This is a genomic window from Pseudomonas segetis, from assembly GCF_900188155.1.
Classification (GTDB): Bacteria; Pseudomonadota; Gammaproteobacteria; order Pseudomonadales; family Pseudomonadaceae; genus Aquipseudomonas; species Aquipseudomonas segetis.
In genome coordinates this window covers 93,050-116,428 of record NZ_FZOG01000003.1, presented here as the reverse complement: position 1 = coordinate 116,428, position 23,379 = coordinate 93,050, and the positions used below count along the sequence as shown (strand labels likewise).

Sequence of the window (23,379 nt, the reverse complement as noted above, 5' to 3'; positions counted from 1 at the left end):
TGATGCAGGGTACTTTGCAGGCTGCGTGCCAAATTTTTTGTTAGATAAATACCTTATAAATCAATAGCTTACATATTTAATTCGACAAGATTCAATTGCAGTCTGCACGATTGCCTATCGCCAGCATTGCAAAATGCACGACCGGCCTTATGCCGAGCTATCACTGGGCGAAGCGCTGGTTTCAAGTGGCAAGGCAACGGTAAAGGTCGAGCCTTGACCCTGCGCGCTTTCAACCTTGATCCGGCCTTGATGGGCAGTGACTATCTGCTCGGTGATAAACAACCCCAGCCCCAGCCCCTGGGCCGACTGGTTGGCGTTCACACGTTCAAATTGCTCGAAGATTCGCTGCTGGTCCTGCTCGGAAATACCCACCCCGTGGTCCTGGACCTGCAGGTACGCAAGCTGGTTATCTGCCAGGACACGCACGCTGATCGGCTGTTTGGCGCCATAGCGCATGGCGTTGGTCAGCAGGTTGATCATCACCTGCTCAACGCGAAATGCATCCCAGCAGCCAACGACTCCGGTGGCGATTTCAGTGCTGAGCGTGCAGCCGGACTCAGCCAGCTGGGCACTGTAGCGCTCCAGTACCTGTTCGGCTAAAACCCCAAGATCGACCTCGCCAGGTCGAATTGACAATTTGCCGGTGCGGATTCGTGAAACGTCGAGAATATCTTCGATCAGGCGGATAAGGCTGGTGATCTGGCGTTCATCACGGCTGTTCATTGCTTTCAGGCGCTCAGGGGTGAAGGCCTGCATATTGCCGTTCTCAAGGTGCATTTTGCGCAATTGAGTGTCGAGAATCAGGCCGTTAAGCGGGGTGCGCAGTTCATGGGAAACGATGGACATAAAGTCATCGCGCATGCGCACGGCCAGCTTCAACTCTTCTTGGGTGCTGCGTAGCTCATTGAGCAGGGTTTCTTGCTCGCGGCGGCTTTGTTCCAGCGCCTTGACCTGAATATTGATGGCCTGGCGCTGGCGATCCAGGTCGGCAAACACCGCAACCTTGCTGGTTACAGCCTGGACATCCAATGGTTTCTGCAGGAAGTCCACAGCGCCGGTCTCGTAGCCTTTGAAGGCATAGTTCAGTTCACGGCCAGCGGCGCTGACAAAGACGATCGGGATGTTTTTGGTTTTTTCCGTACCGCGCATCAATTCGGCCAGTTCAAAGCCGTTCATGTCAGGCATCTGTACATCGATGATCGCCAGTGCGAACTCGTGTTGCAGCAACAGGCCCAGCGCCTGTTCACCGCTGCTGGCATGGAATATCTGTCGACCTTCGCCACGAATCAGCGCGTCGAGCGCCAACAGGTTTTCGGGGATGTCATCGACAATCAGTAGTTTGGTTATGATCTTGCTCAGCATGCTTAAGCCGCTTCCAGTTCTATGAGCAACGCCCGAATATCTTCCAGCCCTGCAACTACGTCTGGCTGATGCAACTCCAGGGCCGCCAAGGGCATGGTGGGTACATGTGCATCCTGTGGGTCCTGGACGACCGTAAAGCCGCCCATTTGCTTGATTGTCGCCAAGCCCGCAGCGCCGTCCTGATTGGCTCCAGTCAATAAAATACCTGCCAGGTTGGCGCCATAGGCGTCAGCCGCGGACTCAAACAGGTAATCAATGGCGGGCCGGGAAAAATACACCGGCTCCTCGCGACTGAACGACAGGCTGTGATCGGTCTCAATCGACAGGTGATAGCCCGGCGCGGCGAAATACAGTGTTCCCGCTTGTAGCTGCTCGCGACTTTCTGCTTCCTTGGCGGTCACGCCCAGGCGTCGGCCCATGACCTCAGCCAACTCACTTCGGCGGTTGTCCTGCAGGTGCAAGACCACAACAATGGGCAGCCTGAAGTTAGCCGGCAAGCCGGAAAAAATCGTCAGCAAGGCACTGACGCCACCGGCAGATGCGCCGACCACCAGCGCCTCGATAGGTGCCGGATGCGCGGCAAGCGCCTGTTGCCAATTACGCGGGCTCATAATTTACGAAAAACCCGTTCGGCCCGGCTCAGCGCTTCAAAGCTGCGTGCATAGGCTGAGAAGTCGATGCTTTCCTTGCTGCCCAGGCCAAGAAAACCACGGTGGCACAGGGACTCATGGAACAAGCCCAGTGCCCGGTCCTGCAGCGGCTTGTTGAAGTAGATCAGCACGTTGCGACAGGAGACCAGATGGGTTTCGGCAAACACAGTGTCAGTGGCCAGACTATGGTCGGCGAAGGTGATATTGGCGCGCAGAGTCTTGTCGAACAGCGCCCCGTCGTAAGCTGCGGTGTAGTAGTCCGAGAGTGATTTGAGGCCACCGGCCTGCTGGTAGTTCTCGGTGTAGCTGTGCATGTTGTCCAAACTGAAAATGCCACGCTCGGCACGTTCAAGGGACACCGGGTTTATATCGGTTGCATAGATGATCGAGCGCTCAAGCAAGCCTTCTTCCTTGAGTAAAATCGCCATGGAGTACACTTCCTCGCCGGTACTGCAGCCTGCAATCCAGATTTTCAGCGACGGATAGGTGCGCAGAATCGGCATCACATTCTGGCGCAGGGCCAGGAAGTAGCCTGGGTCACGAAACATCTCACTGACCGGGATGGTCAGGTACTGCAACAGCTGCATGAACACGCCCGGCTCATGCAGCACTTTTTCCTGCAACGCCGATATGCTCTGGCATTTGAGCTGGATCAGCGCGTGGCGCACACGGCGCTTGAGCGAAGCCCCGGAATAGTCGCGAAAATCATAGTTGTACTTGAGGTAGATGGCCTCGACCAGCAGGCGCAACTCAATATCACGGGTTCGCTCAGGCGCCATTAAATTCGTTCCAGTTTGGGCATCCATACCCGGATCAGAGAGAACAAACGGTCAAGATCAATGGGCTTGGCCAGGTAGTCGTTGGCGCCGGCTCGCAAGCAGCGATCCTGGTCGTCCTTCATGGCTTTGGCGGTTACCGCAATAATAGGCAGCTTACGCCAGCGCGGGTCCTTGCGAATAATTTCGGTGGCTTCATAGCCATCCATTTCCGGCATCATGATGTCCATCAGCACCAGGTCGATATCGTCAAACTGGTTAAGCTTTTCAATCGCCTCGCGCCCATTGCAACCGACCTCGACCACCGCTCCTTTCTGCTCGAGGGCGCTGGTCAGGGCGAAGATATTGCGCACGTCATCATCGACCAGCAGGATGCGCCGGCCTTCGAAAACCTTGTCCCGGCTGCGTGCCGTCTTGAGCATGCTCTGGCGCTCTGTGGATAACTGCGACTCGACCTTGTGCAGGAACAGTGTCACTTCATCGAGCAGGCGCTCCGGTGAACGTGCGCCCTTGATGATGATCGACTTGGAATACTTCATCAGGTCCGCTTCTTCATCGCGGGTCAGGTTGCGACCGGTGTAGACGATCACCGGGGGAAAGGCGCAGATCTGTTCGTTAGACATGCGCTTGAGCAACTGGTTGCCCTGCATGTCTGGCAACTTCAGGTCGATGATCATGCAGTCGAAAATCGTGGTGCGTAGCAATTCAAGCGCCTGTTCGCCAAACTCGACTGCCGTGATCTCGATATCCTCGTCACCAATCAAATGGGCGATGCTCTCACGTTGCAGGGCATCGTCCTCGACCAGCAGCACCCGCTTGACCTGCTGGGAAAGCTTGGCCTCGAGCTTGGCGAATACATCCTTGAGGTGTTCGCGCGTGGTCGGCTTTACCGCATAGCCAATGGCACCCAGTTGCAGGGCGGCTTCCATGCGGTCTTCAACCGAGATTACATGCACAGGGATATGGCGGGTCAGCGGGTTGTTCTTCAGTCGCTGCAAAACGGTAAGGCCCGATGCGTCGGGCAGGCGCATATCGAGCAAGATGCCTCGCGGCAACATGGTCGAGGCCAGTTCAACCCCTTCGTCAGCGCCATGGGCGACCAGGCAGTTGTATTCAAGCTCGTGGGCCAGGTCATAGAGAATCTGCGCGAACTTGGGTTCATCTTCAATCACCAGCACGCAGCGTCCAGCCGCTGGCAGTTGGTCGCGGTCATCGGCGAAGCTCGGTAGCTTGATCGGCGCGGTCACAGCGGGCACAGGTACAGAAGCCTGCGCGACCGTGATGGGCTGTTGTACCGCAGCCTCGAGATTGGTGCCGGAGTTCGCTGCTGCAGCCTCGTCATAGGTCTCCGGCAGCAGCAGGGTAAAGGTGCTGCCTGCACCCGGCTCGCTGGTAATGCTGATCGAACCGCCAAGCAAGGCCGCCAGGTCACGGGAAATGGACAGGCCCAGGCCGGTACCACCGTAGCGTCGGTTGATTGCGCCATCGGCCTGGCGGAATGCTTCGAAAATGCTTTCTTGCTGCTCCTGGCGAATACCAATGCCGGTGTCCTGTACGGCAAACGCAATACCGGCGCCAGGCTGGCGGCTCACGGTCAGAACCACGCGGCCTTTCTCCGTGAACTTGATGGCATTGGACAACAGGTTCTTGAGGATTTGCTCGATGCGCTGCTGGTCACTGACCATTTCGTCCGGCACACCCGCCAGTAACTGGATGTCGAACTCGAGATTCTTGTCGTTGGCCAGTGGCTCAAAGACATTGCGCATGCTTTCAATGACGCGCTCGATCTTCAGCTCATGCAGATGGACTTCAAGTTTGCCGGCTTCGACCTTGGAAATGTCGAGAATGTCATTGATCAGGTTGAGCAGGTCGTTGCCGGCCGAGTAGATGGATTCGGCAAACTTGATCTGCTCGTCGCTGAGGTTACCTTGCGGGTTGTCCGCCAGCAGCTTGGCCAGGATCAGCGAGCTATTGAGTGGCGTGCGTAACTCATGGGACATATTGGCGAGGAATTCGGACTTATACAGGCTGGCGCGTTGCAGCTCCTGGGCACGCTCCTCCAGCAGCACCTGGACCCGGCCCAGTGCGGTATTGCGTTCGTCGAGGGCATCGCGCTGATCGGCCAGTGTCTGGGTCTGCTCCGCCAACTGCTCGTTGGTTTGCTCAAGTTCCGCCTGTTGGGTTTCAAGGTGCGCCTGCGATTCCTTGAGCACCCGTGACTGCTCCTCCAGTTCCTCGTTGGCCGTGCGCAGCTCTTCTTGCTGCACTTGCAGTTCTTCGTTCAACTGCTGGGTTTCCGAGAGCATTTCTTGCAGGCGCTGGCGATTGCGTACCGAGTCGATCGAGGTGCCAACTGGCTCGGCGATCAGCTGGAGGAACTCGCTCACGCGTGGATCAATTGGCTTCAGAAAGCCCAGCTCAAGCACGCCATTGACCGAGTAGCCGTTGCTGATCGGCAGCAGTGCAATGCTCACCGGCGAGGTACTGCCCAGCCCGGAGCTGACTTTCAGGTAGCCATTGGGCAGGTTATCGAGTTGCAGGAATTTGTTTTCGCTGGCGGTCTGGCCAACCAATGATTCGTTGCTGTTGAAGTCTTGCGTGGCATTTTCCAGCTCTCGGCTGAAACCGTAGCTGGCGATCCGGCTGATATCGCCTTGTTCAGAGCGAACATAGAAGGCGCCAACCGCAACGTCCAGATATGAAGCCAGGCAGTTCAGTACATTGCGGCCAAGAGCCTGCAAGTTCGCCAGGCCAAGGACTTGCTCTGCCAACATGCTTTGGCCATTGCTCAGCCAGGCTTTTTGTTCGATCAGCTCAGTGCTTTGGCGCTGTTGCTCAAGGATTTGTGTATGTTGCGCCGCCAGCCCAAGCAGGTCTCGACGGCCAAAATAGGCCAGCAAGCAACTCAGTGTCAGGCTACCGAGCACATAGAGCAGTACATACAAGACCACTGAATCATTGGCTTTCTGGTTGCGCGCCTGGCGGCGTTGCTGCTCGATCTGGATGAAGTTGTCGTACTCGTCGCGGGTGCTGTCGGTAATCCGCTTGCCCCGCCCCGATGCGACTGCGTCACTGATGTCGGCGTTTTCCCGGCGCAGGTTGATCATGCCTTTGGCGTAGTTGTCCCATTCTTGATGCAGGGCTTGAATGCGCCTCAGACGGGCGTTCTGATCCGGGTTGTCCTTGACCATTGCCTTGAGGTTTTCCAGCTCCGTCTTGATCAGCGGGCGGGCTTCTTCGTAAGGCTGCAAGAAGCTTTCTTCACCGGTGATCAGGTAGCCGCGCAGGGAGGTTTCCAGGTCAATTGTCAGCTTGATTGACTGGCTGGCGCTGCTAATCACCTGATCGGTATGTTCGACGCCTTTTTGCGCGTTGATCAGGAAAAAAATCAAACCGATAAAAAATAAGGCGGTGACTAAACCTATACCTAACGGCAGCGCGATATTGCGGCGCACGAGCTGACGAAAGCTCTGCTCACTGTTGGATGCTGGTTTGGTCATGGTCGGCCCTAGGCTGAAAAATCAAGATTTTGCATGAATATGCACAGATAATCATACTTAAGAACAGTGACTAGTGAGAACATACTGTGGTTGCAGCAATGCAATTTCTAATTGATCGCGCTACAGATTCAAATAATACAAAGCTGGGCCAGCGTGCCGCCGGGGATTTTCCGCTGATCCGCCGAAGCCGCATAAGCCCCCGTAGATTCTGGCGTACCTAAATACTTGCCACCTGGCACTAACGAAAGGCCTGCACATGCAAGATGAGACTGGCGTCCTCGGCGTCAACCTGCACACCATTTTGGTGGTCGAAGATGATGCAGTGGTCAGAACCTTGACCCTCGAAGTGCTCGAAGCCTTCGGCTATCAAGTATTCGGTGCGGAAGATGGCGATACGGCCCTGAGCATCTTGCGCAGCGAGCAGGCGCTAAGCCTGCTAATGACAGATATCGGTTTACCGGATATCAGCGGGCTTGAATTGGCCCAGCAAGCGCAGACACTGCGTCCTGATATTGCGGTACTGCTGGCAAGCGGCTATGACGCTCAGCAGAATCAAGAAATGCAGGATGCCGTGGTCAGGGGAGCAGTCGCCACGATCAGAAAACCCTTCCAGCTCGACCAGTTGCGCAGCACCCTGCAGGCCATGCTTGCCTGAGTGCGGACAGTCGCGCCTGGGTTGATCATTGTGCGCCATAAGCCTGGTCAATGAATCTTGACCCTAGCCAGGGCTCAGGCACTGTTAAGTCTGCCACTTTTGGGAAGACCGATATGCCCAGCCTGAATCCAAGTCGTGAACAGCTTGCCGAGTTTGCCGAGCGCATGCCCGACAATACGCCAATCCTGATGCTCAACCTGCTGCGTTTCAACGCACAGGCCGCCTATCCTGAGGGCAACAGCCATGCCCCCTGCAGTGGCCAGCAAGCCTATGCGATCTACAGCAAGACGGCCCTGGGTAAAGTGCAGGGCGTGGGTGGAAACGTGGAGTTACTGGCCGCTGCCCACGTTGCGCTGATTGCACCTGCTGATGAGCATTGGGATCAGATGCTGTTGGTGCGCTATCCGTCAAAGCAAGCTTTTCTAAGCATGATCAACGATCCGGCCTACCAGGCCGCGACCGTGCATCGCACTGCGGCGCTGGCGGACTCGCGGCTGATTGGTACAACGGTCGTAACTCCTTAGCTCCAGGGTCATGATTTGCCTGGGCAAGGCCTGGTTGCCCTACCCTGGCCAGCATCAGAGCTTGCTGTTGAGTACCAGCAGCATTGCGGCGGTTTGTGCATCGGCTTCGCCGGAATAATTGCTGGGCCGGTATTTCATTTGAAATGCGGCAAGCACTTTGCGGGTCTGCTTATCGAGTTGACCATTTTCGATGATTTCGTAGCCCTGGCGCGCCAACTGATGCTGGAACCAGGCGATATTGGGCAGGTTGGCAGCGAGCTGTGCCTGCTTGCGGGCGACTTCGTTGGCATCCGGCCAGGGCACCAGCCCTTCATCGGCCAGGCGCTTCCATGGGAAGTATGGCCCCGGGTCAACCTTGCGCTGGGGCGCTACATCGCTGTGGCCGATAATGCTGCCCAGCGGCAGGTCGTGACGTTTGACAATATCTTTGAGCAGGCTGATAAGCGCCTGGATCTGCGCCTCGGTATAGGGCTGCCACACCCGCCCGGAAGGCGTGTCGGTGTAGCCTTTGTTGACCATCTCAATGCCAATGGTGGTGCTGTTGAGCCAAGTGCGTCCCTTCCATGAGCTGACCCCGGCATGCCAGGCACGACGGTTTTCATCAACGAGCTGGTAGATGGTCGCCGGGTTTGAGTCGATCAGGTAATGGCTGCTGACATCCGTGGTTGTAAGCAGCTCCAGGGAGCGCGGCAAATTGGTCGAGGTGTAGTGCAGCACCACATATTGCACACGGCTGCCTTGGCCGGTTGCGGTATAGCTCTTGTCGATGCTTGGGCCGCTGGCACAGCCGGCCAGCAAGACCAGCAAGACCAGCATCAGGGTAATACAGAATAATTTCATGGCTTGATATGTAACACGCTTTGCAAGTTATCCAACAGCATATCGACGCTGAGCATGATCAGTAACATGCCCATCAGCCGTTCAATTGCAGTTAACCCGCTGGGACCGAGAAAACGCTGCAGCAAGGATGCCTGCAGCAAGATGAATGCGCTAGCCGTCCACGCGATGATAAGCGCCAGATACAGTTCCCAAAGTGGACCGGCATGGGTATTGCGCAGGGTCATCAACACGGCCAGTGGGCAACTGCAGGCGTTGCCAGTGGAACCAGCATGGGCTCGCCCCCCAGCAAGCCTTGCGCGCTGGGGAAAATCAGTCGCATGGCGACGACAAACAGGATTATAGCCCCGGCAATTGCCGTGGCCTCTCGCGACAGGCCCAGGCTGCTGAGGATTTTGTCGCCAAATGTTAGGAACAGCAGCAACAGCACCAGGGCGAAGAGCAACTCGCGCCCGGCCACCCACAAGCGTCTTGCAGGGATGACGTTCTTTAATGCAGCAATGTAGATCGCGATGTTACCGAACGGGTCAGTCACCAGAAATATCAATACTGCGATGCTCAAGATATCCATGCATCACTCCATCATCCTGATGCCAGTCTAGCGGCCTTCGATGCAACAGGCTGTGCGCGGCGGGTTGCATCGGACCCATGGCGTGCAAATGGCGTCCTGGGTCCGCTGGTTACTCTGAGTGTAGCAATGGCGCAGGGCTAGCTGTGCTCTACACGGTTGCGCCCCAGATTCTTGGCGCGGTAGAGCGCCTGGTCGGCGCGCTCGAACACTTCATCGCTACGATCACCTTCGGCAAATGCACTGATGCCCGCCGATAAGGTGATGGTGACAGGCTCGCCCTTGAAGTGAAACGGACACTTCTCGATGGCACTGCGCAAGGTTTCTATCAACTGCTGGCCGCCTTCCATTGGTGTCGATGGCAGCAGCACAACAAATTCCTCACCCCCGAAGCGGGCGATAAAATCTGTTTTGCGCATCCGCTTTTGCAGTTCGCTGGCAATGATCTTCAGCACCTTGTCGCCAGCCAGGTGGCCATAGGCATCGTTGATCCGCTTGAAATGGTCGATATCGATAATCGCCAGCAGCAGGTGGCCGTTATAGCGCTGCCAACGGGCCAGCTCGATTTCAAGGCGCTCGCTCCAAGCCGCGCGATTGGGGAGCCCGGTGAGTGGATCGATCAGGGCTTTTTGCCGCTGTTCCTCAATGTGCTGGCGAAAACCCGTTGCTTCCTGCTCCATGCTCGCCACGCGCTCAACCAGCGATTGCAGGTGGCCGGTGACTTGCCGCTCGCGCTCGTCGCGCTGCGATTGGTATTGCTCCATGGTGCCGAGCAAGCCGCTCAGGCGGTTTTCAACCAGGTCCTTGAGGTTGTTCAGGTCAGTGGCCTCCTGAACGCTGACGTTGAGGCCATCAACCTGCTCGCGAAGCTCGGTATCCAGTGCCCGCTCGGAGTTGACCGCCTCGACGTAGCCTTCATGGGTATCCTGGAGGGAGCCTTGGAAGTGGGCAAGGCGCTCGTTGAGCTGCTTTAGGTAGCCCTCAAACTCGCGCTGCCCGACATCCGCGATTACGCGCATCAGTACCGCGAGATCATCCAGCACCGGGACCAGTTCATACATGTTCAAGCCCGCGCGGATGCGTTTGCTTAGTGCTTCGGCTTGCGACTGATGGTGTTCGGGCAGGGGCAGTTCGGCAAGCAGCTCGAGCAGGGTCGCTTCTACGTGATCGGCAATTGCGCTGTAGACCGGCTCTGGTTCCAGCTGGGGATCGGCCTGGACCACTTCCTCGGTAGGCTCAGCCGTAGCCACTGGCGAAGCCAGGTCGTGGTGCGCCTCGGTCGTTTCAGTGTCTGCAACTTCGCCAGCGTCGGGCTCTTGAGTGTCATCATCGGCTTCGATGCTGTTGGCCTGGACGGCCACAACTGTCTCTATTACCGACTGTTTTTGAGCCTCTACAAGGATTGGATCGCTTGGGGGCTGCTGATCTGCTTGCGGCTCGGCTTCAGGCGGCTGTTCGCTGGTCGCGGGCTCAAGCGAGTATTCATCCTGCTTTTCAACGATGGCTTGCGGCTCGGTTTCCCGCTCAGGTTCAGCCTCGGTTTCTGCCGGATAGGGCAGGTTCGCCGCAACGCTTATTGCTTGTGCTGGCAGCGGTTCAGTGGCTGGAGCCTGGGCTGCTGCGGGTTGGTTTGCGCCAAACAGGCGCTGCAGCAAGCCGGGGCGCTTGTTGTCCTGGTTTTCAAGCGCTGCCAATGTTTGTCGTTGCAGCGTACTCAGTTCAGTGAGCAGTGCTGGCAGCTCGCTGGAGTGTTCGTATGAGCGCTCCAGTTTTTTGGCAAAGGCCTTTAGTGGCTTGGCTATTTCACGGGGTGGCTCAAGGCGAAACAGTTGATCAACCAGTGCCGTCAGGGCTTCGGTAATACGTTCTGCGCGCTTTTTACGCTGTTTTTCAGAGTCGAGAACGGTGCGTTCCAGATGCGGAATCAGATTGGACAGGCCAGCGTCGATATCATTTTTGCGCAGCACGGCCCGCAAGTCCTGCATGCACTGGTCGACGGCCTTGTCCGCGCCTTCTGCCGCCAGGCTGCTGCGCACCAGGCCGCGACGCAGCAGATCAAGACGCATGTCCCAGCGTTGTTCAAGCTTGTCTTGTTGTTCGAGGCTGGACAGATACTTGTCTTTCCAATGGTCAGCATCAGTGCTCATTCAAGGCTTCCGCGCGGATGATGTATTTAACATAGGCGGCTTTGCGGCGTTTGGCATGTTGGGCAGGCCAATCTCTACCGCAACGGGTAGATGATCAGAGATAGGCTGGGCCAGGACTTCGACGCGTCTCAGCTCAAGTGTCGGGCTGAGCAGGATATGATCGAGACAACGCTGTGGGCGCCAGCTGGGAAAGGTTGCTTCGACTTGCGGCGCCAGCAAGCCAAGGTCGCGCAATGGCGAGTTGAGCAGCAGGTCGTTGGCGTGGGTGTTCATGTCACCCATCAGTATGTGATGACGATAACTGCCGAGCAGCTCGCGGATATAGGCCAGTTGCCGTGAGCGCGTACGTGCGCCCAACGACAGGTGCATCATGACCACTGCAATCGCATCCTCGCCTTCGCCAATGCGCAGCAATATTGCTCCGCGACCGGGAGGGCCGGGCAGTGGGTGGTCTTCGATCAAGGTCGGGCGAATACGGCTCAACAGGCCATTGCTGTGCTGGGCAAAACGGCCCAGGTTGCGGTTGAGCTGCTGATACCAGAAAGGAAATGCGCCGAGGTGGGCAAGGTGTTCAACCTGATTGATGTTGTCGGAACGCAAGCTTCCGCCATCGGCTTCCTGCAGGGCGACCACATCGTAATCGGCCAGTAGAGCGCCGATGCGTTGCAGGTTCAGCGAGCGTCCTGCATGGGGCAGGATATGTTGCCAGCCACGGGTCAGGTAGTGGCGATAGCGCTCGGTGCTGATGCCTACCTGGATATTGAAGCTGAGCAGGCGCAGGCAGTTATTTTCAGGCCAGTCAGCTACCGGCTCGCACGACAGGTTGATTTGTGGGTCGCACAGATTAACCTGTCGTGTCTTTTGCCAGCGGCGTAGCACGGCTAACGCCTCGGGCAGGCGCGCTTACTGCGCAGCCCGCTCCTTGGCAATGAGGTGATCGGCAACTTCCAGTGCCTGCTGTGGGCCGCCGGAGCTGCTGATGTCAAAACGGTATTTGCCGTTGACGATCATGGTTGGGACGCCACTGATTTGATAGGCCATAGCCAGTTTCTTGTCTTTCTCCATCTGGCTCTTCACGCCAAAGGAGTTGTAGGTCTTGAGGAACTCTTCACGGTCAACGCCCAGGCCAGCCAGGTAGTCAGCCATCTCTTCTGGAGTGGCCAGCTTCTTGCCCTGATTGTGGATCGCATCGAATACCGAGGAATGAACCTGGTGCTCTACGCCCATGCTCTCAAGGGTGATGAACAATTGACCATGGACATTCCAGACACCGCCGAACATTGCCGGAACGCGAACGAAATTGACGTCATCAGGCAGTTGCTTGATCCAGGGGTTGATGGTCGACTCAAACTGATAGCAATGCGGGCAGCCATACCAGAAAAGCTCAACCACTTCGATTTTGCCGGGCTTGGATACCGGTACAGGATTCGACAACTCAACATACTGTTTGCCTGCTTCGATTGGTTCGGCGTGCGCCGCAACACCAAACAAGCTGGCAGTGACCAGGGCGGCGCTAAGAATCAGGTTACGCATGCAGAACTCCTTGAACAAATAAGCGATGTCTGGCGTTAGATCACAGGTTTGACGGTTCGACCGGTAGTCTTTTGCGAGGTTCCAGCCATTGTAACGGCGTGACAAATAAAAAAGGGTGGCCATTGCCACCCTTTTTTAACACTTCATGTCATGGCGTGCACAACTCAGTGCAGGCCTTGGACATAGCTCGAAATAGCAGCGATATCCTTGTTGCTCAACTTGGCAGCGATAGAGCGCATGATCATCGCGTCGCCATCGTTGGTGCGGTTGCCTTCACGGAAGTCAGTCAGTTGCTTGGCAACGTAGGTTGCGTGCTGCCCGCCCAGGTGTGGGAAGCCTGCAGCAGCGATACCCGCGCCATTAGGTGAGTGACAGCCGGTGCAAGCTGGCATGCCTTCTTCCAGCTTGCCACCGCGGAACAGTGCTTCGCCGCGCTTGACCAGTTCCGGGTCAGCTGCGCCGACGCTCATCTTCTGGCTGGAGAAGTATGCAGCGATATCGGCAATATCCTGCTCGGAAAGGTTGTCCAGAATACCGGTCATCTCGACAACGGTACGGTCACCGTTCTTGATGTCGTGGATCTGTTTGAGCAAGTAGCGCTCGCCTTGACCTGCCAGTTTAGGAAAGTTTGGGGCTGGGCTATTGCCGTCAGGGCCATGACAGGCGCCACATACAGCGGCTTTGCTCTGACCAGCAGTAGCGTCGCCGGCGGCATGCGCCAAACCAGTGATACCAAGGGTCAACAGCAGACTCACGAGTACTTTGTTCATCAGCTAATCCAATAACGGCTAATAGAGAAAGAGTAATAGACCGAGCTTATTCAGTCATCAACTTGATGACTGCTTTGTAATCCTCGGCCGTGCAATCCATGCACAAACCGCGTGGCGGCATGGCATTCAGACCATTGGTAACGCTCGCAACCAGAGCATCGGTACCTTTGGCCAAACGCGGCTCCCACGCAGCCTTGTCGCCTTTTTTAGGCGCCATAGGCAGTTGACCGTTATGACAAGCAGAACACGCCTTGGCGTATACAGCTTCTGGGTCTTGGGCAGCCAGGGTGTTTAATGACAGTGTCAGTACACCTGCAGCTAGCAATATTTTTTTCACGAGATCAACCTCATCAGGGAGGGGCGTTCTGCATTCTATGCGCAGATAATCTTATTCGTCCCGGTGTACACATACCCCAAGTAGAGGGCAAAGCGCACACAAAATCTGCGGCATTATATACTGGCAGGACTGAAACGGAAACGACGCGACTTGCCCGATGTGGCTATCACAGGCAGGATGCGCGCAAATGTCGCAAGGGCCACACCCATTCGTAGCGCAAAATATGCGCCGTTCTCGCCCACGCTCTTACCGGATACCCAGGCAATTACATGCAATTAAAGAACCCAATCATTGGCCTTTGCCAAAAAGCCACTTTTCAGATCAGCGCCGCCAAGGTTGATCAATGTCCGTCTGATCACGGTCATGAAGTGGCATTTGCCGGGCGTTCCAACGCGGGTAAGTCGAGCGCGCTGAACACCATCACCCATGCGAGCCTGGCCCGCACCTCGAAAACGCCGGGACGTACGCAGTTGCTTAACTTCTTCCGTCTGGACGACGAACGGCGCCTGGTCGACTTGCCCGGTTATGGCTACGCCAAGGTGCCAATTCCGCTCAAGCTGCACTGGCAAAAGCACCTGGAGGCCTATCTGGGCAGCCGTGAAAGCCTGCGCGGGCTGATTTTGATGATGGATATCCGTCACCCGCTCACCGAGTTCGACCAGTTATTGCTCGATTGGTCGAAAGCCAGCGGTATGCCACTGCATATCCTGCTGACCAAAGCCGACAAGCTGACCTTTGGCGCAGCCAAGAACACGCTGTTGAAAGTTCAGCAGGAAATTCACAGGCATTGGGGCAAGCAGATCAGCATCCAGCTGTTTTCCGCGCCCAAGCGTATGGGCGTTGAGGATGCACAAGCGGTATTGGCTGAATGGCTGATGCTCAATGAGCCTGATGCAGAAGTCGCGCAGGACGAAATCGAAGACTAGGCCCGGCGGTAAACTGCGCTGCTTAGATGTGCTGAACCTCAGCGACTACGCGGCCTGCGGGGCTGGCTGAACTTTTCTTCAGGCAAAAAAAACTCCGAGCTTCATATGGGGAGGGAGAAGTTCGGAGTTTAAGGGTCTGAACCGCTAGGGCGGGGTTCAGATGTCTGCCAACACTTAACACAACAAAGGAGCATGAATGGCTTTGCGGGCCATTCATAAACTCTGACTGGTTGCTGGAAAAGAAAGTTCAGCAGTTTTGAAAAATCTTTTAGTCATAAGCAAAGTTTTTTAATAACTTTGTTATCTGGAGCACGGACAGCGTTCGCTATTCGTGCTCGAGGGCCCGTGATCAGTGGGCTTCGTCCCAGTTGTTGCCCACGCCGACCTCGACCAGTAGCGGCACATCCAGCTTGGCTGCGCTGCTCATTTGCAGTTTTATCTGCTCGCGAACCGTATCGACCTGGTCTTCACGTACCTCAAGCACCAATTCATCGTGAACTTGCAGGATAACCTTGGCGTCGAGCTTCGATTCGGCCAGCCATTTATCAACTGCAATCATTGCGCGCTTGATGATATCGGCTGCAGTGCCCTGCATTGGCGCGTTGATTGCCGTGCGTTCGGCGCCTTTGCGCAGCGCCGGGTTTTTCGCGTTGATCTCCGGCAAGTACAGGCGGCGCCCGAAGATGGTTTCGACGAAGCCTTGCTCTGCAGCCTTTTCCCGGGTGCTTTCCATGTACGCCAGAACCCCCGGGTAACGCGCGAAGTAGCGGTCGATATAGGCTTGCGACTGCTTGCGGTCTACCCCAATCTGCTTGGCCAGGCCGAATGCGCTCATGCCGTAGATCAGGCCGAAGTTGATGGCCTTGGCGCTACGACGCTGGTCGCTGCTGACCTCATCAAGTTCGACGCCGAATACCTCTGCAGCCGTGGCCTTGTGTACATCCAGGTCGTGACGGAAGGCATCAAGCAGGCCGGCATCTTGCGCCAGGTGGGCCATGATGCGCAGCTCGATTTGTGAATAATCCGCCGCCAGCAGCTTGTAGCCTTTCGGGGCGACAAACGCCTGGCGAATCCGCCGGCCTTCTGCGGTGCGGATTGGAATATTCTGCAGGTTCGGGTCACTGGAGGACAGGCGACCTGTGGCGGCAACGGCTTGATGATAGCTGGTGTGGATGCGTCCCGTGCGCGGGTTGATTTGTTCAGGCAGGCGATCGGTATAGGTGCTCTTGAGCTTGCTCAGGCTGCGGTATTGCATCAGCACCTTGGGCAGTTCGAAATCCTGCTCAGCCAGTTCGGCCAGCACCGCTTCGGCGGTGGATGCCTGGCCCTTGGCGGTCTTGCTGATGATTGGCAGGCCGAGCTTTTCGTAAAGAATCACCCCGAGTTGCTTGGGCGAGGCCAGGTTGAATTCTTCGCCGGCGATGTCGAATGCCTGGCGCTCAAGGGCCACCAGTTTTTCACCCAGTTCGCGACTCTGCTCGCCGAGCAGCTTGGCATCGACCAGGGCGCCCTGGCGTTCAATGCGGGCGAGCACAGGCACCAGCGGGATTTCGATTTCGTTGAGTACGCTCAGCAGGCTTGGCGTGGTGGCGAGCTTTTCCCAGAGTGTCTGATGCAGGCGCAGGGTAACGTCGGCATCTTCGGCGGCGTAGGGGCCGGCTTGCTCAAGGGATATCTGGTCGAAGGTCAGCTGCTTGGCGCCTTTGCCGGCAATATCCTCGAAGCGAATAGTGCTGTGGCCGAGGTACTTGAGCGCAAGGCTGTCCATATCGTGGCGCGTTGCCGTGGAGTCGTACACGTAGGACTCCAGCATGGTGTCGAACTTCACACCCTGCACATGGATGGGTGTCGATGCATTGGCCAGTACGTTTATGTCGTACTTGGCGTTTTGCGCAACCTTGGCTTTGCTCGGATCTTCGAGGATCGGCTTCAGTGCCTTGAGTACGGCGTCGCGATCAAGTTGCGTCGGCACGCCCATATAGGAGTGGGCCAGGGGCACGTAGGCGGCCTCGCCGGCGCTGACGGCAAATGAAACACCGACCAGTTGCGCCTGCTGGGCATCAATGCTGGTGGTTTCGGTATCAAAGGCGATCAGCTCGGCTTTATTGAGCTTCTTGATCCAGGCGTCAAAGTCGGCTTGCTCAAGTACGGTTTGATAGCGTTCAGCGGCGGGTTCTTCGCTGCTGGTATTGGCTGCTGCATCTGTTGCGTCTGCTGGCAGGGCAAACAGGTCAGTTGATGGCGTGGCCGCAACCTTGGCGGCCACGGCCTTGTGCTTGCGTTGCAGTTCATCGCGCCAGGTCTTGAATTCCAGCTCTTCATATAATTCAAGCAACTGCTCTATGTCGGGGGTTCCCGGATGCAGCGCTTCAATCTCGACGTTCAGTTCCACGTCGAGTTTAATCGTGGCCAGGGTATAAGACAGGTACGCCATGTCGCGGTGTTCTTCGAGCTTGGCTGGCAGGCCTTTCGCTCCGCGGATTGGCAGGTCAGGGACTTTGTCGAGGTTGGCATAGATCTCATCGAGGCCACCGCCGATACCGACCAGCAGGCCCAGGGCAGTCTTCTCGCCGACACCCGGTACGCCCGGAATGTTGTCGACCTTGTCGCCCATCAGTGCGAGGTAGTCGATGATCAGCTCAGGACCGACCCCGAATTTCTCCTTAACGCCTTCGATGTCATAGACGCTTCCGGTCATGGTGTTGACCAGGGTAACGTGCTTGCAGACCAGCTGTGCCATGTCCTTGTCGCCGGTGGAGATCACTACGTCGCGGCCTTCTCCGGCGGCTTTGCGCGCCAGTGTGCCTATTACGTCGTCGGCCTCGACACCTTCCACGCAGAGCAACGGCAGGCCCTGCGCACGCACGCTGGCATGCAGGGGTTCGATCTGCAGGCGCAGCTCGTCCGGCATGGAGGGGCGGTTTGCCTTGTAGTCAGCAAAGATTTCATCACGGAATGTGCCGCCTTTGGCATCGAAAACAACGGCAAAGGGGCTGTCCGGATATTGTTTGCGCAAGCTCTTGAGCATGTTCAGCACGCCCTTTACCGCACCCGTGGGCAGCCCTTTCGAGGTGGTCAGTGGCGGCAATGCATGGAAGGCGCGGTACAGGTATGAAGAACCGTCGACCAGAACCAGAGGGGTTTGACTCATGAGCAGGTTTAACCTTTTGACGAGGGCAGTCTTAATGATGTTTGGGCGTAAACAGGGTAGCCGAACTGCTCGCAGTTTTCTAAGGGCGCTCTGAGGAGCCGCTGCGCGGGCTCCGGGTTGCGTTGCGTGCGACTTTTTTCTGTTGGCGCTTAAAACAGGCGAACATCCATTAACCCTATGGACCGACTAACCACTAGAATGACTGCATCGTTGACTATAAAAGGACAAGGTTACCATGCGCACACTTAACTGCCTGTTGTTGGCCGGTCTGCTTGGCGTTGGCGCAACCATGGCGCATGCCGAGGATCCGGTCACTGCGGAACCGGACGTAACCATTCGTCAAGAAGGCGATCGCACGGTGCAGGAGTACCGGGTTAACGGTTTTCTATATGCGATCAAAGTCATTCCAAAGAATGGCAAGCCTTACTTTTTGGTGCGTTCAGATGGCAGCGACGGCAATTTCATTCGTTCCGACGACCCTGACATGTTGATTCCTGCATGGGAAATCTTCAGCTGGTAATCGAGCAATACAGATAAAATTTCAGGCGCTAAGGCAGTTTTGACATGTCCGTGTTTACCCCTCTGGAACGTCCAGAGTTAGAAGTCTTTCTCGCTCCCTATGGATTGGGTCGCCTGCGCGACTTCCAAGGTATTGCCGCGGGCAGTGAGAACACCAATTTTTTTATCAGTCTGGAGCAGGGCGAATTCGTCCTGACCCTGATTGAGCGTGGCCCAAGCGCTGATCTGCCGTTCTTTATCGAGCTGCTTGATGTGCTCCATGAGGCCGGCTTGCCGGTGCCTTATGCGTTGCGCACCACTGATGATCAGGCCTTGCGCAGCTTGGCCGACAAGCCTGCCTTGCTGCAGCCGCGCTTGAGCGGCAAGCATGTGAGCGAAGCCAATGCCCATCACTGCCAGGAGGTTGGGCAACTGCTGGCGCGCATTCATGTGGCAACCCGTGAGCAACCGATCACCCGCAAAAGTGATCGTGGCCTGGACTGGATGTTGCAACAGGGCCCGCATCTTGCCCAGCAACTGCCGGCAGAGTCTGCCGAGTTGCTTAATGCAGTGTTGGCTGAAATTAGTCAGCACAAGGCGCAAATCCAGGCACTGCCCCAGGCCAACCTGCACGCTGACCTGTTTCGTGACAATGTGTTGTTCGATGGTCCGCACCTGGCTGGGGTGATCGATTTCTACAACGCCTGCTCGGGGCCGATGCTCTATGACTTGGCGATTACCCTTAATGACTGGTGCTCGGAGCCCGGTGGCGAGCTTGATCTGCATCGGGCGCGCGCCTTGCTTGGCGCCTATGCTGCGCTGCGTCCGTTCACAGCCGCCGAGGCTGAGCTTTGGCCGACCCTGCTGCGGGTGGCATGCGTGCGGTTCTGGCTGTCACGCCTGATCGCGGCGGAGTCTTTCGCCGGCCAGGAAGTGCTGATTCATGATCCGGATGAGTTTCGCCAGCGCCTGAGCCATCGCCAGCAAGTTGATCTGCATCTGCCCTTTGCGCTTTGATCCCCAGCTTGCCTGGCGTGAAGGCAAGCTGGGATTTTCCAGGCTATTGGGCCGCAGGCAGGTTCCCCAGGCATTGGGTCAGATCATTGGCCAGGTTATCCATCAGCGTCTCGTAGCCTGTTGCGTTGGCGCTTAGCTCAGCGCCCATTGGGTCGAGCACCGCCAGGTTGACCGGCAGGCCTGCGGTAAGGGTTTTCGCCAGGCGCGGTACAAAGGGCGGCTCGCTGAAAACGCAGGCTGGCCCTGCTTCCTGTAGGCGCTCGCGCATCGCATCGACATGCTTGGCGCCTGGCTGCACTTCTCCCAAGACGCTGAATACGCCAGCATGTTCAAGGCCGTAGGCGTGTTCGAAGTAGTTATAGGCTTCGTGGAAGACGAAATAGGGTTTGCCTTCGGCAGCCACCAAGCGGGTCTTCAAGCGTGCATCGAGAGTTTCCAGGCGCTTGTCGAAAGCTGCCAGGTTGGCTTGATAGCGTGCGGCGTTGCCTGGGTCGGCACTGCTCAGGTCCGCAGCCATGCGTGCGGCAATGACCTGGGCGTTGACTGGGTTCAGCCATAGATGCACGTCGAGACTGCCTGGCTGGTGGTCGTGATCGTGATCATCGGCGCCATGGTCGTGCTGATCGTGCTCCTGCGCTTCGTCGAAGTGCTGCAGTTGCAGGCCTGCCAGGGTTTGCACCGCAACACTGGGCTGTGTGCGCTGGGCCATTACCCGTGGCAGAAAGTTTTCCAGTTCAGGGCCAACCCAATACATCAACTGGGCGTCACGCACCCGACGAATGTCCGAAGGCCGCAGTGCGTAATGGTGCGGCGAGGCACCAGGCGGCAGCAGTACGTCAGGCTCACCAACGCCATCTTGCACGGCGGCGGCAATGAGTTGCAGGGGTTTGATGCTCGTCAGCACCTGCACCTCGGCCCGGGCAACGGTGCTGCACAGCAAGGTGCTCAGTAATAAACAAGCAACGGAGAAGACACGTGACACGATAAATACTCGATAAGGACAAAAGAGGTTATATAATAACGTCTCTTAACCAAAACGTCGCCGCCCATGACTCAGACACCGCTTGCATCCCGCCCTCACGATCATTCGCACTGCGTCAGCCATGCCCTGGCTGAAGCCGAAGATATCTGCCTGCGCCAAGGCACGCGCCTGACTGCGCTGCGCAAACGGGTGCTGGAATTGGTGTGGCAGAGCCATAAGCCATTGGGGGCATACGACATCCTCGGTGTCCTGAGCGATGAAGACGGTCGTCGTGCCGCGCCGCCGACGGTCTACCGCGCCCTGGATTTCCTGCTGGAAAACGGCCTGGTGCACCGCATTGCCTCGCTCAATGCCTTTGTCGGCTGTAATCAGCCAGAGCATGCGCACCAGGGCCAGTTCCTGATCTGCCGAGATTGCCACGTCGCGGTTGAGCTTGAGCACGAGAAAATTAACCAAGCCATTCTCAATAGCGCCAAGAGCATTGGCTTTGCTGTCGAAAGCCAGACCGTCGAAGTGGTGGGCTTGTGCGCGGCTTGCCGGGAGCCCAAATGAGTGATGCGCTGATACGGCTTGAAGATGTTGGCGTTCACTTCTCTGGTCAGGCCGTGCTTGAGAAGGTGCAACTTAGCGTCAGGCCGGGTGAAATCGTTACCCTGATCGGTCCCAATGGTGCCGGCAAGACAACCCTGGTTCGGGCAGTGCTCGGCTTGCTGAAAATCGATACCGGCGATGTCTGGCGCAAGCACAAGCTGCGCATCGGCTATATGCCGCAAAAGCTGCATGTCGACGCCACCTTGCCGCTCACGGTGCTGCGTTTTTTGCGCCTGGTGCCGGGAGTGGATCGACGCAAGGCGTTGTCAGCCTTGGCTGAAGTTGGCGCCGAGCATGTCATCGACAGCCCTTTGCAAACGGTCTCCGGCGGGGAGATGCAACGTGTATTGCTGGCGCGGGCGCTGTTGCGTGAGCCAGAACTGCTGGTGCTTGACGAGCCGGTACAGGGTGTTGATGTCGCCGGGCAGGCTGAGTTGTATCGGCTGATTACCCGCCTGCGTGACCGGCACCAGTGTGGCGTGCTGATGGTTTCCCACGACTTGCACCTGGTGATGAGTACCACTGACAAAGTGGTTTGTCTGAATCGCCACGTCTGTTGTTCCGGACACCCGGAGCAGGTCAGCGGCGACCCCGCGTTTGTCGAGCTCTTTGGTCAGGATGCGAAAAGCCTGGCGGTCTATCACCACCACCACGACCACGCCCACGACCTGCACGGCGGCGTCATCAGCGAGCAACCTCATGTACATGGCCCGAATTGCGGGCACGCGCCGGGGAGCGCGGATAAATAATGGCTGATTTTCTGATTAATGCGCTGGTTGCCGGCCTGGCATTGGCGCTGGTTGCTGGCCCGCTCGGTTCGTTCGTGGTCTGGCGGCGCATGGCTTATTTTGGCGACACGCTGTCACATGCGGCGCTGCTTGGCGTGGCGCTGGGCCTGATGCTCGATGTCAGTCCAATGCTTGCGGTGACTGTCGGCTGTGTATTGATTGCGGCGCTGTTGGTGACATTGCAAACCCGCCAGCCCCTGGCCTCCGATACCTTGCTCGGGATTCTCGCGCACAGCACCTTGTCCCTTGGCTTGGTCGTACTGAGCTTTATGCATGATGTGCGTATTGATTTGATGGGCTATCTGTTTGGCGACCTGCTGGCTGTCGGTCCCACTGACCTGGCCTGGATCCTTGGCGGCAGCGCACTGGTGCTGGTGCTATTGGCGATTCTTTGGCGGCCCTTGCTGGCAATCACCGTGCACGAGGAGCTGGCCAAGGTAGAGGGGCTGCCGGTCGCAGCGATTCGCCTGAGCTTGATGCTCTTGATTGCCGTGGTCATTGCGGTGGCGATGAAAATCGTCGGTGTGTTGCTGATCACTTCACTGCTGATCATTCCAGCCGCCGCTGCCCAACGCCATGCCCGAACGCCCGAGCAAATGGCTTTCGGCGCGAGCCTGCTGGGGATGGTGGCGGTGTGCAGCGGCCTCAGCCTTTCCTGGTTTGAGGATACGCCCGCCGGGCCTTCGATTGTGGTTTCTGCCGCCTGTTTGTTCTTGCTTAGTTTTGTGTTGCCCAAGCGCCATGCTTAAGGCCTATGCGGCAGATTCGTGGTCTGTCGCCTTGCTGGTGTAGACTTGCGTGTTTTTTGTTCAATTCGAGACTAACAGCATGATGTCTTTAGCATTGCGTCGCCTGTTTATCGTTGCGACTTTACTGGTATTGGCGGCCTGTCAGCAGCAAGTGCCACAGGAGGCTGACCTGCCGACTGATCCTCTGGTCAGTGGCTTCAATCAGCTTGACCAAAGCCTGCGCGCCGGTAACCTGGCGACTGCCGAGCAGCAACTCGATGCCTTGAAAGTCAGTGCCGCAGGTGACACGCGCCTTGAGGCCTACCAGCGACAACTGGCCGAGGCCTACCTGCACCAAGGCCAGCAAGCCCTTCAAGATGGCGACCTGGACACTGCAACCACTGCCCTTGGCCGCGCCCGCAGCATGATGCCGCAAGCACCTGCTTTGACCACAGGCCTGGACGGGGCTATTGCCAAAGCTCGCGAAACCGAACTCAGCGCCGCTCAGGAACAGCGCGCTGCCGGCGCCAAGGCCGAGGCTGCTCGCCTTGAGCAAGCGCAACTGCTGCGCCAAGCGGCTGAAACCCAGGCGGCGGTACTCGGTATTGCCCGACTGGCCGAGCCTCAAGTGGGGATCAGGACGCCGGGCAAGCCCAAGGCACAGGTGATCAATCCATCCGAGGAAAACAGCCAGGTCTTGCTGCCGATGCTGGATAACCACGACAACGACAGCTTGCGCCGTCTACTCGATAAAGCGGCGTCGGATGTCGTGCACTTTAATTGCGCCGTGCATATCCAGGTCCGTGAAAGCAAGGATTACCCATGGGTTGCGGCATTGCTCAATGCTCGCATCAAGCGCATTGAACCCAATTACAAGGCGAGCCTGAGCCACACCATCAAGGCTGATTCGGTGCCACGTCTGGTGCTTAGCCCGCGACCGAGGTTTTAACCAGTCCGGCAACTACCTGCTGCGGGCAAGACAAATTACCCGCGTGGGTTTCTGGCTTGCCCAGGGCTAATTGGGTGCTGGCTGAACAGC

At 57.2% G+C, this 23,379-nt stretch carries 21 protein-coding genes and 1 pseudogene; 9 read left to right on the top strand and 13 right to left on the bottom strand.

Annotation, left to right across the window (positions count from 1 at the left end; all coding sequences use genetic code 11):
• Window positions 1–147: 147 nt before the first annotated feature.
• The 4 genes from CHB79_RS11785 to CHB79_RS11770 are packed head-to-tail and all read right to left on the bottom strand — an operon-like array spanning window position 148 to window position 6,288.
• On the bottom strand, window positions 148–1,362 hold the full coding sequence (locus CHB79_RS11785; protein WP_089360062.1) for a hybrid sensor histidine kinase/response regulator: 1,215 nt from the start codon (window positions 1,360–1,362) through the stop codon (window positions 148–150).
• A 2-nt stretch (window positions 1,363–1,364) separates the two neighbouring features.
• Window positions 1,365–1,973 (bottom strand): chemotaxis protein CheB, encoded by a 609-nt coding sequence (locus tag CHB79_RS11780; protein ID WP_089360061.1) that lies wholly within the window; start codon window positions 1,971–1,973, stop codon window positions 1,365–1,367.
• Window positions 1,970–2,791 carry a CheR family methyltransferase gene (locus CHB79_RS11775; RefSeq protein ID WP_089360060.1) on the bottom strand — a complete coding sequence of 274 codons (822 nt, stop codon included), beginning with the start codon at window positions 2,789–2,791 and terminating at the stop codon, window positions 1,970–1,972. Before CHB79_RS11775 ends, CHB79_RS11780 begins: the two co-directional genes overlap by 4 nt.
• A complete protein-coding gene (locus CHB79_RS11770) occupies window positions 2,791–6,288 on the bottom strand; it encodes a response regulator (protein ID WP_089360059.1) in 3,498 nt (1,165 codons plus the stop codon). The genes CHB79_RS11775 and CHB79_RS11770 overlap by 1 nt, the downstream gene beginning before the upstream one ends.
• A gap of 256 nt (window positions 6,289–6,544) precedes the next feature.
• On the opposite strand from CHB79_RS11770, the gene CHB79_RS11765 reads away from it, so the two are divergent.
• Together CHB79_RS11765 and CHB79_RS11760 are read left to right on the top strand one after the other, a co-directional pair.
• Window positions 6,545–6,943: a response regulator gene (locus CHB79_RS11765; protein ID WP_089360058.1), complete on the top strand. Its 399-nt coding sequence runs from the start codon at window positions 6,545–6,547 to the stop codon at window positions 6,941–6,943.
• Window positions 6,944–7,056: 113 nt separating this feature from the next.
• Window positions 7,057–7,467 (top strand): DUF1330 domain-containing protein, encoded by a 411-nt coding sequence (locus tag CHB79_RS11760; RefSeq protein WP_089360350.1) that lies wholly within the window; start codon window positions 7,057–7,059, stop codon window positions 7,465–7,467.
• Window positions 7,468–7,521: 54 nt separating this feature from the next.
• Here the strand turns inward: CHB79_RS11760 and CHB79_RS11755 are convergent, their stop codons facing one another.
• The 7 genes and pseudogenes from CHB79_RS11755 to CHB79_RS11725 form a co-directional block, all read right to left on the bottom strand.
• The gene (locus CHB79_RS11755) at window positions 7,522–8,307 is read right to left on the bottom strand and encodes an N-acetylmuramoyl-L-alanine amidase (protein ID WP_089360057.1); all 786 of its coding nucleotides are present in this window, start codon (window positions 8,305–8,307) and stop codon (window positions 7,522–7,524) included.
• Window positions 8,304–8,875: pseudogene (locus tag CHB79_RS11750) on the bottom strand (MarC family protein). Before CHB79_RS11750 ends, CHB79_RS11755 begins: the two are co-directional and overlap by 4 nt.
• A 137-nt stretch (window positions 8,876–9,012) precedes the next feature.
• The gene (locus CHB79_RS11745; RefSeq protein WP_089360056.1) at window positions 9,013–11,019 is read right to left on the bottom strand and encodes a GGDEF domain-containing protein; all 2,007 of its coding nucleotides are present in this window, start codon (window positions 11,017–11,019) and stop codon (window positions 9,013–9,015) included.
• Entirely contained in the window at window positions 11,020–11,898 is an 879-nt protein-coding gene (locus tag CHB79_RS11740; protein ID WP_089360055.1) for an endonuclease/exonuclease/phosphatase family protein, read from the bottom strand.
• A 24-nt stretch (window positions 11,899–11,922) separates the two neighbouring features.
• Complete coding sequence (locus CHB79_RS11735) at window positions 11,923–12,552, bottom strand: thiol:disulfide interchange protein DsbA/DsbL (protein WP_089360349.1); 630 nt, start codon at window positions 12,550–12,552, stop codon at window positions 11,923–11,925.
• A gap of 164 nt (window positions 12,553–12,716) precedes the next feature.
• Window positions 12,717–13,322, bottom strand: coding sequence for a c-type cytochrome (locus CHB79_RS11730; protein ID WP_010488028.1), 606 nt, complete (start codon window positions 13,320–13,322; stop codon window positions 12,717–12,719).
• Between the two features lie 46 nt (window positions 13,323–13,368).
• Entirely contained in the window at window positions 13,369–13,659 is a 291-nt protein-coding gene (locus tag CHB79_RS11725) for a c-type cytochrome (RefSeq protein ID WP_010488030.1), read from the bottom strand.
• Window positions 13,660–13,928: 269 nt separating this feature from the next.
• On the opposite strand from CHB79_RS11725, the gene yihA reads away from it, so the two are divergent.
• The gene (gene yihA / locus CHB79_RS11720; RefSeq protein WP_010488032.1) at window positions 13,929–14,585 is read left to right on the top strand and encodes a ribosome biogenesis GTP-binding protein YihA/YsxC; all 657 of its coding nucleotides are present in this window, start codon (window positions 13,929–13,931) and stop codon (window positions 14,583–14,585) included.
• Window positions 14,586–14,934: 349 nt separating this feature from the next.
• Here the strand turns inward: yihA and polA are convergent, their stop codons facing one another.
• Window positions 14,935–17,736: a DNA polymerase I gene (gene polA / locus CHB79_RS11715; RefSeq protein ID WP_089360054.1), complete on the bottom strand. Its 2,802-nt coding sequence runs from the start codon at window positions 17,734–17,736 to the stop codon at window positions 14,935–14,937.
• A gap of 235 nt (window positions 17,737–17,971) precedes the next feature.
• Between polA and CHB79_RS11710 the strand changes: the two genes are divergently transcribed.
• Window positions 17,972–18,256 carry a DUF2782 domain-containing protein gene (locus CHB79_RS11710; protein ID WP_010488037.1) on the top strand — a complete coding sequence of 95 codons (285 nt, stop codon included), beginning with the start codon at window positions 17,972–17,974 and terminating at the stop codon, window positions 18,254–18,256.
• Between the two features lie 44 nt (window positions 18,257–18,300).
• The gene (locus CHB79_RS11705) at window positions 18,301–19,251 is read left to right on the top strand and encodes a homoserine kinase (protein WP_089360053.1); all 951 of its coding nucleotides are present in this window, start codon (window positions 18,301–18,303) and stop codon (window positions 19,249–19,251) included.
• A gap of 43 nt (window positions 19,252–19,294) precedes the next feature.
• On the opposite strand, the gene znuA is transcribed toward CHB79_RS11705, so the two are convergent.
• Window positions 19,295–20,233, bottom strand: a complete 939-nt coding sequence (gene znuA, locus CHB79_RS11700) for a zinc ABC transporter substrate-binding protein ZnuA (RefSeq protein WP_089360052.1) — start codon at window positions 20,231–20,233, stop codon at window positions 19,295–19,297.
• Between the two features lie 66 nt (window positions 20,234–20,299).
• On the opposite strand from znuA, the gene CHB79_RS11695 reads away from it, so the two are divergent.
• The 4 genes from CHB79_RS11695 (at window position 20,300) to CHB79_RS11680 (ending at window position 23,289) form a co-directional block, all read left to right on the top strand.
• Window positions 20,300–20,785 carry a Fur family transcriptional regulator gene (locus CHB79_RS11695; protein ID WP_089360051.1) on the top strand — a complete coding sequence of 162 codons (486 nt, stop codon included), beginning with the start codon at window positions 20,300–20,302 and terminating at the stop codon, window positions 20,783–20,785.
• Complete coding sequence (gene znuC, locus CHB79_RS11690; RefSeq protein ID WP_089360050.1) at window positions 20,782–21,573, top strand: zinc ABC transporter ATP-binding protein ZnuC; 792 nt, start codon at window positions 20,782–20,784, stop codon at window positions 21,571–21,573. The genes CHB79_RS11695 and znuC overlap by 4 nt, the downstream gene beginning before the upstream one ends.
• A complete protein-coding gene (gene znuB, locus CHB79_RS11685) occupies window positions 21,573–22,361 on the top strand; it encodes a zinc ABC transporter permease subunit ZnuB (RefSeq protein ID WP_089360049.1) in 789 nt (262 codons plus the stop codon). Before znuC ends, znuB begins: the two co-directional genes overlap by 1 nt.
• A 79-nt stretch (window positions 22,362–22,440) precedes the next feature.
• Entirely contained in the window at window positions 22,441–23,289 is an 849-nt protein-coding gene (locus CHB79_RS11680; RefSeq protein WP_089360348.1) for a PA5502 family lipoprotein, read from the top strand.
• Window positions 23,290–23,379: the final 90 nt, after the last annotated feature.